The sequence below is a fragment of the Candidatus Thiodiazotropha sp. AKAK3 genome, assembly GCF_058244645.1.
The window spans coordinates 14,441-26,721 of sequence record NZ_JBSYOQ010000048.1 but is presented as its reverse complement, the minus strand read 5'-3'; the positions used below and the strand labels follow the sequence as shown (position 1 = coordinate 26,721).

The window sequence follows — 12,281 nt, the reverse complement described above, 5'->3', positions numbered from 1 at the left end:
CGAAGTCACCCCTGCTCAACCAGCATTTCTGCCAATTTTACTTCGAGTTCTGACAATTTGATTTGTCGTTGTTCACCGCCCCGCAAAGGCTTAAGGGCGATCTCCCCATTATTAAGTTCATCCTCACCCAGGATCAGTGCAAATCGGGCCTGGCTTTTATCTGCCTTCTTCAATTGGCTCTTGAATCCACCACCACCACAATGGTTGATGAGACGCAGTTCAGGCAGTGCATCCCTAAGCTGCTCAGCCAGTTTCAGACCGACCCTTTCCGGTTCTTCACCCAAAGTCACCAGATAGACGTCAGGAACCGGCAGACGTTCCGTCAAATCAATCTCTTCCAGCAGAGAGATCAGTCGCTCAATCCCCATGGCGAAGCCAACCGCAGAGGTCTCTCTGCCACCCAGCTGTTTCACCAGGCCATCGTAGCGACCACCAGCACAGACAGTACCCTGGGCACCCAGGCTGTCAGTGACCCATTCGAACACGGTACGACTGTAGTAGTCGAGACCGCGCACCAGTCGGGGATTTTGCACATAGGCCACCCCAGCCAGATCGAGACCCTGACAGATCGCCTCATAGTGGGCACGTGAGGTGTCACCAAGATGTGCCATCAGAGTTGGCGCCTCAGCAATCAATTCGGCCATCTCAGGATTCTTGCTGTCTAGAATCCGCAGCGGGTTACTCTCAAGTCTTCTTTTACTGTCCTCATCCAGCAGGTCAATATGCTGTTTGAAGTAGTCGACCAACTGATCGCGATAACTCGCCCGTTCCTCGGTTGTTCCAAGGGTGTTGATCTGCAGCTCCAGATCATTCAGGCCCAGTTCCCGCCAGATTCTGGCAGTGATTAAAATCAGCTCAAGATCGATATCCGGCCCGCTCATGCCAAAGCTCTCGACACCAATCTGATGAAATTGCCGATAGCGCCCTTTCTGAGGACGCTCATGGCGGAACATCGGCCCCTGATACCAGAGCCGCTGGGTCTGATTGAAGAGCAGACCATGCTCAAGCCCGGCGCGGACACAACCCGCAGTACCCTCAGGACGCAGGGTAAGGCTATCCCCATTGCGATCCTCGAAGGTGTACATCTCCTTCTCAACAATATCGGTAACCTCGCCGATAGAGCGCTTGAAAAGGTCGGTCATCTCGACAATCGGCATACGGATTTCCGCATAGCCGTATCGACTCAAAACCGAACGTACCCGGTCTTCAAAAAACTGCCAGACAGGGGTCTGTTGGGGCAGGATGTCCTTCATCCCGCGGATGGCTTGGATCTGCTTTGCCATTGGACTCAAGAAAAATGGATAAAAGCAGGCAAGATTACCACGTTATGATGGGCTAACCTAGCCCGGATATCTTATCTGAGGCGATTGGGATGCGGTTAATATGGTTTGCATTCGCGATCATAGTGATGACTATTAAAAAATCAGCTGCGCGCGCAGAGAAGGTGCCGGGTTAATAATGACGTATGTCATGCATATTCGCTGGAAGATTGTAGCTAAAACCCCGGGACGCACAAAGAAATGTATTGATAATTAAGATTGCCTATACTTAACTGATAGGTAGTAGAGGGAGAGTAAATGGTGTTTCAAGCACAGGAGATGCTGATATGCCAAGTCACATTAGGCGTGCGGAACAATTTGAAAGGGAAGCCCAGAGGGGAATCGGGCATGTTAAAAGTCCTGAATTAAAGGATGTCATCAAGAAACTTCGCCTCTATCACAATAATGCGGCAGTGAATGGTTATCTGCATAATCACATTCTGACCGACCTGAAAGATTCCATCACAAAGTGGTCACAAAAACAGCCAAAAGAGTTCGCTGCCCGCCTGGGTCCTAATTTAGCTCATGAGGTAATGGTTGAGCTTACTTCGAGTAGTGCGGAGCATCTCAATCTGGTAAATGGCGATATTCTTTTTCGTTGGGTCCCTCGAGGAATTGATCAACGTAAACCTCTGCAGGGTATTATCGCTGCAGGTCAGGATCGTCAAGATCAGACACAGTACAAGGCTTATGGAGACAGCATTAATCTGGGTGTTTCAGTACTGGTCATACAACATGTTGGCATTTACTCTGACGGTGAAGTTATCGAAATTGGTGAAACTGGATTAAAGAAGAATCCCGTATCAGAACGAGTTAACTTCGACCTGGTCGTACGTAGCAGACTGTTTGGTCATATGATTAATGCCGTTGCAAAGTCTGCCCGTTGCGGACTGGCCTATATAGGCAGGCCGAAATATCCGGTTTGGGATCTGGCCACTTTAAGTTTTAAGCCACATCCAGGGGCACGTCTTCTGGTCGCCAATCAATTCCTACTCAAACGTTTGGATGACTCATATCGAGGCGGAGGCATGAGTAATGTCTTACAGCAAACGGTTATCTGTTCCCACTTTGTTAATGCAGTACTCTATGCAGCTATCTGGCCTAACGGAACACTTGCGACAGCTACAGACCATACCTATGATGATATCTTCAAGATCAGTCCTGCTGAGATGTGGAAAGATTTCAAACTTAAACTGGGAATATGGTCCAGAGCACAAGCTGTTTTCATCGGCCTCCAGCACAAAGGAAAAGTAGACAGAAACATGGACCCCCGTCAACTTGGGGTGGGATTGTCTCTACCACCAGTTCCTAAAAAGGCCGAACGACCAACCATGGCCTGATACTAAAGTCCAGATCCTTAATAGTGCATACTCTTGTACCGGGATGATAACTTCTTTCACATGGGTTACGTTGCAGAAAAGGAACTTTAGAAACCAACACCATACACTTTAAAGGAATCATTGGGGCCTAATACTTGTATTTATAATTCCTAGAATTTAATAATGTATTAATATTTTATACCCCATACACATACCAATGCCAAACCAATTGTGAATTGTAAATTTTATTGTCATTTGCCCGCAAAATCACGGCACAGGATTATTCATAGCTTCCCTATAAACATCACTAGATTGTTACGTTATCTTTTTGTTCATTTATGACAAACGGGTTATTCTTTTTCCACCATTCTTTACCTAGCTTTTTTATTTCGTCTGGCACCATTGACAGCCAATATGAGTCACGATCCAAATATAGAGCAAATCCAGAAGCACGAATTCTATCCTGCTGATTTTCGCTATATAGTGCTTCAAATGCATAAGCCCATGAAAATTGAGGTTGTATAACCTGGTAACGTTTTGCCCAGTTAAGAGCCAAGTCAAGAAAACGCTTATCATTGGTATAGTGGTATAACGATTCAGAGATCTCAGTTATTTGATACCAACTAAATAGCGGCCTCCATTTTGTATGTGGCCTTCTACTAAAGGCACTCATCAACAACTCAAGACTTTTATCTATATCTCCTGATTGAGCGAATATAATTGATTGAGTGAGTAAAATATCGAACTTGCTATCATCGCTAATTTCATACTCAGCAATTGTCTTATCTAATTTTTGCAGAAACTTTGCGTAATTATTTTTTAACGCTGACATCGCAATATACGGCAGTGTAGAATTTGCAGATAGTCGTTTCTTTAATGCACCATTACTATCGTAGCTAACCTCATCCTTTAACACTAAGTCTTGTAAATCATTTTCTAAATAGCTAACAAATGCCTCCTTATACAAGCCCGATCTGAATTTAATATATGAATCAAGGTAGTTTTCATATTTATTATATGTGTGTTGCGAAACACTCTTTTTAAATTCAGTATTTTTGTACTCTATGCAATTATTCGTATTATTTTTACAATCACCATAGCTAGCAACACCTGACTCAACAGCTATCTTTTTTAACATATTATCTATATACGCGAGAGGCATATAAGGTATATCTGGTATATTGTCTACTGCGGGAAAATTAGACAGATCTTTTTTTAATGGAACTCGATCAATAGATTTATTTAAAAAAACAAAACGAGCAGCTTGAGTCTTGAGTATATCTGTTGTTGAACTTGTAAAATATTTATTTACAAACTGCTCATTGTTAACTTTCTCTTTTGCCTGTATCCGCTGACCGACAAATAAAGAAGTCCATAATTGAGGGGATTTATATCTTTCAACAAGATTTGAAAAACCTGAGTAAGCTTCAGAGTGAGCGCCTAAGAGATGCATCATCACCAAATAATCACGGTAGCCGTATTTATCGTTATATCTTTTACCTCTTCTTAAGGCATACTCCATTGCACTATCGTAATCCTGATCCATCATCGCAATACGCTGCAGTGATGCATATCCACTTGCAGACCCAGTATTAAGATTCCCAGCCAATTTATAATATTTTTTTGTCTCTTCATGCCTCCCATGCCAATAAAATTCATTACCCGCATGATAAGCCCTATTAGCCAGGTGAACTCTATTAGCATCAATCTTACCGGAAAATCCTTCATAAGTAGAATACATCTCATCCGCTTCGGTATATTTACTTTGACCAATCAAGAGGTCCCCAAGTTGAATGTAAGCTTTCCAATTAGATCGATCGTTTTTAATGGCTTTTTGTAGTATATCTATTGCTTTTTCATCCTGATTATCAGCAATCATTCTGTTTGCAAGATAGACTTCTCTTTCCGGATGCCCTATATATCGACTCTCAAGATACTTGATGAGCTTTTCGTCACTCCATTTTTGACTATTAGCAGTGAATTTAAGTATATTAAAATTTTTATTATCGTAAGGGAGCGCTTCTTGAGAATCTTCAGATAGCACTCTTGATGCAACAACCACATAACTCCTAGGAATATCTCTTTTCCTCATACTATAAAAACGTGGCGGGTTATTTTTAATTAAATCTCTAGAGGATTTCAAAACATTATTTCGGACCAACTCTGAATATAACAGGTCCAAATCATTTGCCCCAGAGTAAGTCAAAACCTTATCACTAAGCTCAAGTGCCTTTTTATAGTAGAAACTTTTTTCATTCTCAGACTTTTTGGATGCCAAACCAGCAGAAGCTTCAGCATAGAGTCTCGTATAAGTTGGATGTCCTTCTAATTTTGATTCAAGATTAAGAGCATAATCATGTGCAGTATCAAAATTACCGTGTACATTTACAGATCTATTCAACCTTCGCAATATATTTGCCAGCAAATGATTTCTGTAAAAATTCCAAAGATCACTATTTTGTAGCTTTTCATTATAGTTCAAACAACATTCATCTTTTACTGTATTCTCAAGTCGTTTATGGAGAATCTTACCAACAACATCGTTACTTATTTGGTCAATATTTAATTCACCACTCATGACCTGAGCGTTCAACTGTCGCTCATAATAGATATCGAATTTCCGATAGAGCCCTTTCAAATCAGAGAGAAACAGGGTGTTATCCGGCGCATACCAAACATCATTGTCTCTCGCCACACCTGAAATTAGACCACTCCAAGGCTTAGGGCTATTTTTGACTACTACATCTTGATCTTCTTCGATTGAATAGGCATATTGAATTTCTTTTAACTCAAAATAACTCATTAACTGAAGCAATGGTGAATCTATATCTTGCGTATACTGCTTCAAGTCCAGATAATTACCATCAAGATAGGCCTTAAGAGCCATTTCTTCAGGTTTAACGGCATCACTAAGACCACCCAACGCTACAGGTTTACGAGTCAAGTGAAATAATGCTCTTGATTTAAGTAGGTTGTATCCCTCTGATGATGGATCTACTTCTGAAAGCGCCATTAGAGATCTTTCAAATAACCGATCTCTCTCGTACCTTAATACTGAGGGTGTCATCAACGCAAACAACTGCATATAAGCAGCATGATCCATTGGCGATATTAATTTCTCTACTAATTCATCTAGGCTTTCAGGGAGTGATTTAGATAATAACTGTTTATTATCTACAAACTGATGATTCGGTTTATTGTTAACAACCTTATTCAAATCTTTTACAAATAGCTCTGATACAATCTTTTGCGATCTATTTTTGACCACATTTTCTAAAGGATTCTCCAGTGATGTCTGTTGCAAATCAAGAATGAACTTATTAGTTATTTTTCCCTGTTTATTCGACTTAACAACGAGTAAGTCAATCTCTTTTTTACCCATACTACTACTTGAATTATCAAGATAGAGATAGATGACACTAGCATCTATTTTTTGTGCCAGACCATTAACTGCATCAATATCAAACCTTCTTCTTCTCTCTCCAAGAGCTCGCAGCGCCAACTCAGGGGACATAACCCTCATCCCCGCCCGCATTTCTATCTCATTTGCAACCCACCGAGCCGACATAACTCGACCCACTCTATCGTAATACGGTAATTTTTGCTGTAACGGCAACACAATAACATCATATTGACTTCCGCCCAGTTGAGAGAGATGATTCTTGCTCTCTTCAACTTCCCACTCAGATAGTTTATCACTTAGACCTTTTCTAGAGGTCAGTAATTCTGATTTAAAAAACTCTTCATCAAGCTTGGCAACATCATCAAATTCTAGAAGCTTTTTGAGAACGGACGATCTATAGTCATACTCTTTCTGAACTACTACATTTTCTGAATTTATCTGTTTTTCTGATATAACCTTATTGTGATCATTAGGTGTTGAGTCAGATTTAATTATCTTTTTTGTAACTTGATTTGTTACTAACGGAGAATATATCTGCTCTCTACTGGAATCAGTAACTATCAATATAACCAGCAAACACAAAAGCAATGATAACAGTATAGCAAGGCGATTTGATCTCTTTACTTTAATCATTTATTTGTTCCTTGGTAACTCTTTCCAAGTCATCCTTATCGGTATAACTAACAGAATTAAATTAATGAATTATTAATTTCCATCCTATATATACCAATGATATACAGAGTAATAGAATAACAGCTGCAAGATACATTTACTTCCTTGGCAGTACTATTTTTTAAAAATGCGTGAGATAGACAATTCTAACTCTAAAATAAATTCCTAATTTTTTGATCCGGATCATTACTGCAATGATACATTCCATATAAATGTGGCATGTAAAACTTGCATTTAGTGTTGATAAATGGACTTCTATCAAACAACAAACGAAATTAACTCACTCTCTTTTATAACAAATACTTATAACATAAATAAAATAATTTTGGCACAGCTAATTATCAGCCATCGCTCTCACTAAATCAGACAATAAAACGCGGAACATCCGTAAATATAGACGAATCAGTAACAATAGTAACTCTAAAACAATTTATTATTGGATATTTTATAAATTTAATATACTCGGAGAAAAAAATAAACCCATCCAGAAAACTGGATGGGTTTTATGATTTAACAAATTCCGCTTCCTTGCTCTATGTACATTCCCTCTTAATCATCAATAAAGTGAGATATATTCGCATTCAAACCACGTTCGGGTCTTGTGAAGTCATGACATGTTGAACAATCCACACCCTTATCCTTGACATGCTTTTCGTGCACTTTGGAGAAACTCATACCACCCTTGTTTTCGTGACACTGAGTGCAGACCTCAGACTCACTCCCTTTCAGGCCATAGCCCAGATCATTCGCCAGATCCATTCGTAACGGACCACCGCTGAGACTTTCATGACATGATCCACACTCAAGCGCTGCAGATGAGTCTTCCACTCCATGGTTAAGGGTTTGAAAAGTGTGAACCTGCTTAACGGTATAGCTATCTCCAACCCTTCCGGTCTGTTCGAGTGCACTCTGTACCGCCGCGTCGAAACTGCCTGTGCGGAAAAATTCAAAGGTCGAATGTGCGATCAAGCTGTTTGTTGCATCATGCACTGCAGATTTGGAAGTATGCTCCTTCATAGGATAGATCTTCGCATTTTGCATATCCACCCAACCATTGGGCAGACCCAGTGTAATCGCCTCACTACCGTCGTCCAGAGTAGTTGATGGGTAATCAGCCAGGTTTTCTCCGAGTACATAGACTTGGCTGGTACCATCAAACCATTGATATGTCGGAGTGAGATCTGACGCCTTGTCCTCTCTTGGCAACCAACCACCTCGACCATTACATGCCGCAGCAGAGAAGTGAGGATCTTCCCAATCACGATTGGTCTCTGTTGGCATACCCTTGGCATAGGTTGGAATGTGGCAGGTTTGGCATGCAACCCGTGTGGCATGTTTATCACGACTGCTTCCGACGCGGTTACTGTAATCACCATGAGGCTGATCGTGGCAGCTCTCACAGGTAAAATGATCCGCTACATCATTAGGCCTGAGATCGAGCCCACGCCCTTGCAACCGATGTCCACCCGCATCATGACAATCAGAGCAGGTAAGATTCTCACCACCAGCACTCATGTGGATGTCGATTTGTGGATCAGGATCAATTAAAGCTGATGACATGTCACCTCGCTTGGTACCATCACCACCACCAGCCTTGGCGTGGCAGTTGAGGCATGCCTTCCTGGTAGTCGCATGTACAGATTGTGCTGCACTTACTCTGTCTTGCATCAAAGGCGTGCCTCCAAGACCAACCAGAGTACTGTTGGCATCTGCCGGCTCAAAAAGGAAATCAAGGCTATTTTGATCTACTACAGGTATACCCTGCGAGCCGGTTCTAACAATTGGATCCAGGCTTGGATCAGGTTTTCCATCCGCGCCAATCGAGACGATTTCAAGTGGCTCGAAGTCACCCGTTGGGAATCTTTTATAGCTATCCTGATGGCACATCAGGCAGTCTATATTACTCAGTTCCGCCGATCTCTCAGCCTCAGCCAGAGGCAGTTCCGAATTGGGGAATCTTCCATTACCCACATGACAACCCGCACAGGTAAAACGTGGGGAGTTTTCATGAGAACCGCAGTAGGTATTGATACCAATGGCACCATCACCACGTTCACCGGCACGGGGCAAGCCATTACTGCTGAACGGTGTGACGTCATTGATAAGATTTATGGCATCTCCCGACTGCTGATAGTGCACTGAACCATGCATTGCAACCGCTTCATCTTCATGACAACTGATGCAGGTTGCAGGGCCTTCATAGGATGTGATGCTGGCATGCGCCTCTTCCGCTGTAGTGAAAGGTCCTGATAGTGTTGAAGCAACAGTAATCAGCACACTATCGGCGATACTTGATTCGCCTTCGGCATCAACCACCACCAGTGAATACTCGTATGTGCCCTCAATAAGGCTCACAGTGGGAGAAACCTCATCAGCAGGATCAGGTGAACCAGACCAAATGTAGTCGAAGACAGAGCCGTCAGCGTCTGTAGAGCCGCTACCATCCAAAATCACCTGCAGGCTTGTTTGCCCAGCTTCCAGGGTATAAACCTGATCTATGCCTGCATCTGCTACAGGTGCCTCATTTACAGCTGGAGGAGGTGGTTCGACTGGCGCCGCTTCGACAGTAATCCTTACACTGTCTGACTGACTCAATTTACCTTGATCATCTACAACAACCAAGCTGTACATGTGAGTACCTTCACCCAGGCTAATGCTTGAGATAGCATTGCCAGCTGGCTTAGGTGTACCTTCCCAAATGTAATTGACAATCGAACCGTCAGGATCGGATGAGCCACTGGCATCCAGAGTCACAGTAAGGCTTGTTTGTCCTACTGCTAACTGATGAAGCTGATCGATACCTGCATCTGCAACAGGCGCTTGATTTTCAGGTATAGGAGGTGGTTCGGATGAGCTTGTTGGTGAACAGCCTTGCGGGATATTTCCAGTCTCACTACTGATTACATTCTGTTCCAGTGTTTGAGCGGTATCTTTATTGACCACCCGAATCCGACAAGGAAGCTGTGCTGGCGACCGTAACCTGGCTTTCAGGGTCTCTTTTCGCAATTTACTGTCTGCAAGCACCTGGGTAGGGTCATAAGCATTATCTATAAGGAGCCTTTGTCCCTTCTCGGCTCTGGCTTCAACGATGAGAACAGATCTTTCCGCCTTCCATAGCGCCCTCTCAATCTTAAAGTCACCACCAACTGCTGACCCATTAAAGAGAAAAAAGAAAATCACAATAGACAAAAACCAGTAAGATAATCTGCTCATATTCCACATCCTATCGTCTTTAGGTATTAAACAAGGCAACAGCTGTTGTCCTGTGGCGCCAAGCACTATATCGCCTTTTTTATGATTGCTTAGCACTCAATTGAAGGGAAAGGTCAACCCCAACAACGTTAAGGAAAATGCTAATTAAAGCCGCAGTAAAAATCTGTGAGCCGGTCACCCCATTAGTGTATTAGTATCTAGTGAATGTTGATTTTGGGAATTTGGTCACAATTTTTTTAGAGCGGGATTCTCACGATTCAGTGACCAGTAAAGCTCTTAGGATTTTAAAGTTATGTAGAAAATATATATATAGAGAGAGATAGTAAAATCGGTGTTACTTACCAGATGAAATCTTCTGCATTTCCTATCTGATAACTTTCGAATAGAGTGTTGATCCTCCCCCTCAATAACAGACAAATCTTTATAAATTAGTTTTATCACAATAGATCTCATAATTGTTTTCCAGGTATACAAGGGGGTACTCAACCTTCAATAATTTATAACTTGAATAGTGTTTTTTATCGGTTCGATAAGTTGTATTTAAAAAACAGCAAAAGTGCATTTTGCTATTGGGCAAAAAGCATTGTTGCAAAGGTAGCAATCAAGACCATACTCTTTAAGAAGTGATTGGAGATTTGCTAATAGATATTCAAGGGATATTTTCAGAGTCTTCCAGTAGGTCAACTCAATAAAAACAAAAGAGACCGGCAATGGCTTTATACAGCAACCTGAAGCTGGTACTTCGCGACCGGTTTCTTCGCCGCATCTTAGTGCTATCTACGATAGTAATCTTAATTCTACCTGCCGCCGGACACTTCTTTGTCTATCCACTGTTCGAACTTGCACTCATAAAAAATACCGAGCGCGAGGCTGTTCGAGCAGGACGTTTCTTGGCAGTCCATATGAATTTAATAGAGACTCGTTTAACTAAGCAGAATCTACCCAAGGATCTAGAGAAACATGGCAAGGACGCAATAACTTACCTGGGACTGGTCAAACTCAAGCTGTTCTCAGCCGATGGTACAACCCTCTTTTCTACTGAGCCTCGCGATATCGGTATACGCAATGAGCACAACTATTTCCATAATCAGGTATCAAGAGGGCAGCCATATACGAAGATGGTAGAGAAAAATCAATTGTCTGCGGAAGGGCAAATCTACCAGGCAGACGTAGTTGAAACCTATGTACCGATAATGTCTCAAAAAGGGGAATTCGATGGTGCCTTCGAGACCTATTACGATGTCACTCCGAGAATCACCTATATCGATAAACTCACCAACTACCTCACACTCTCCAGCATAACAGGTGGCATTATTCTACTGGGGATATTGATAATGTTGCTGTTCCGCGCCAGTAGCGCTTCTCAGCAGCGACGAAGAACAGAGGAGAAACTGCGAGAATTGAATCGCCAGAATGAGATGATATTGACCACGGCAGGTGAAGGAATCTTTGGTGTCGATCTTCATGGCAACATGCTTTTCGCTAACCCAGCTGCAATATCCATGATGGGTTGGCCAAAGGAGACATTGCTAGATAGTAATCACCACGCCCTGGTGCACCACACTAAAGCCAACGGCGAGCCAAATCCACCAGAAGAGTGTCCGGTTCGCAAAGCATTCACTGAGCTGAAGACAATCCACAGCGAAAAAGAGATATTCTGGCGCGAAGACAACTCAAGTTTTCCTGTGGAAATGACCGCCGCACCGCAACTGGATGACGGAGAAGCTTCCGGTGCAGTGGTGATATTTCGGGACATAACCAGTCGCCTGGCATCTGATCGGGCATTGCAGGAGGCCAATAAAAAACTGCAAGAGCTGGCTCGTATAGATGGGTTGACAGGAATCGCCAACCGACGTTCCTTCGACGAGCTGCTGGAAAACAGTTGGTACGATCATACCCGTTCCGGGGAAGAGCTCTCCTTAATGATGGTGGATATCGACCATTTTAAATACTATAACGATTCTTACGGACATCAGGCTGGGGATGAGTGTATCAAGCAAGTAACACGAGCCCTGAGCGAAAGCCTATTTCGTCGAAACGATCGCCTGGCCCGTTACGGCGGCGAGGAATTCGTACTGGTGCTGACCAATACCAACTCTCACGGTGCAATGCTTGTGGCAGAGCGTCTCCGAAAAGCAGTGGAAACTCTTCAAATCAAACACGAACATTCAAACGTTAATGACTGGGTAACAATCAGCATAGGGGTTGCAACCATTATGCCTAGCTATGAAATGAAGTCACAGAGCTTACTGCGCCAGGCGGATGAGGCACTCTACCAAGCCAAGGCAGAAGGAAGAAACCGTTGCATAGCGTCTGAATTTGTTACAGCAGAGTAGCCCTAAATTCTTTTTGTTC

General features: G+C 42.7%; 5 protein-coding genes. 2 read left to right on the top strand and 3 right to left on the bottom strand.

The window, feature by feature from the left end:
- Positions 1-5 precede the first annotated feature (5 nt).
- Positions 6-1,283: a histidine--tRNA ligase gene (gene hisS / locus AC4IE7_RS09420; RefSeq protein WP_490776577.1), complete on the bottom strand. Its 1,278-nt coding sequence runs from the start codon at positions 1,281-1,283 to the stop codon at positions 6-8.
- A gap of 323 nt (positions 1,284-1,606) precedes the next feature.
- Between hisS and AC4IE7_RS09415 the strand changes: the two genes are divergently transcribed.
- Positions 1,607-2,659, top strand: a complete 1,053-nt coding sequence (locus tag AC4IE7_RS09415) for a hypothetical protein (RefSeq protein ID WP_490776576.1) — start codon at positions 1,607-1,609, stop codon at positions 2,657-2,659.
- A 286-nt stretch (positions 2,660-2,945) separates the two neighbouring features.
- On the opposite strand, the gene AC4IE7_RS09410 is transcribed toward AC4IE7_RS09415, so the two are convergent.
- A complete protein-coding gene (locus tag AC4IE7_RS09410) occupies positions 2,946-6,674 on the bottom strand; it encodes a tetratricopeptide repeat protein (RefSeq protein WP_490776575.1) in 3,729 nt (1,242 codons plus the stop codon).
- Between the two features lie 588 nt (positions 6,675-7,262).
- Positions 7,263-9,926 (bottom strand): cytochrome c3 family protein, encoded by a 2,664-nt coding sequence (locus AC4IE7_RS09405; RefSeq protein ID WP_490776574.1) that lies wholly within the window; start codon positions 9,924-9,926, stop codon positions 7,263-7,265.
- Positions 9,927-10,636: 710 nt separating this feature from the next.
- Between AC4IE7_RS09405 and AC4IE7_RS09400 the strand changes: the two genes are divergently transcribed.
- On the top strand, positions 10,637-12,262 hold the full coding sequence (locus AC4IE7_RS09400; protein ID WP_490776573.1) for a sensor domain-containing diguanylate cyclase: 1,626 nt from the start codon (positions 10,637-10,639) through the stop codon (positions 12,260-12,262).
- The last annotated feature ends 19 nt before the right edge of the window (positions 12,263-12,281 follow it).

Bases quoted from the DNA above. Each gene is read 5' to 3' on its own strand.
- AC4IE7_RS09410 (WP_490776575.1), bottom strand. From the start codon at position 6,674: ATGATTAAAGTAAAGAGATCAAATCGCCTTGCTATACTGTTATCATTG.
- hisS (WP_490776577.1), bottom strand. From the start codon at position 1,283: ATGGCAAAGCAGATCCAAGCCATCCGCGGGATGAAGGACATCCTGCCC.
- AC4IE7_RS09415 (WP_490776576.1), top strand. From the start codon at position 1,607: ATGCCAAGTCACATTAGGCGTGCGGAACAATTTGAAAGGGAAGCCCAG.
- AC4IE7_RS09405 (WP_490776574.1), bottom strand. From the start codon at position 9,926: ATGAGCAGATTATCTTACTGGTTTTTGTCTATTGTGATTTTCTTTTTT.
- AC4IE7_RS09400 (WP_490776573.1), top strand. From the start codon at position 10,637: ATGGCTTTATACAGCAACCTGAAGCTGGTACTTCGCGACCGGTTTCTT.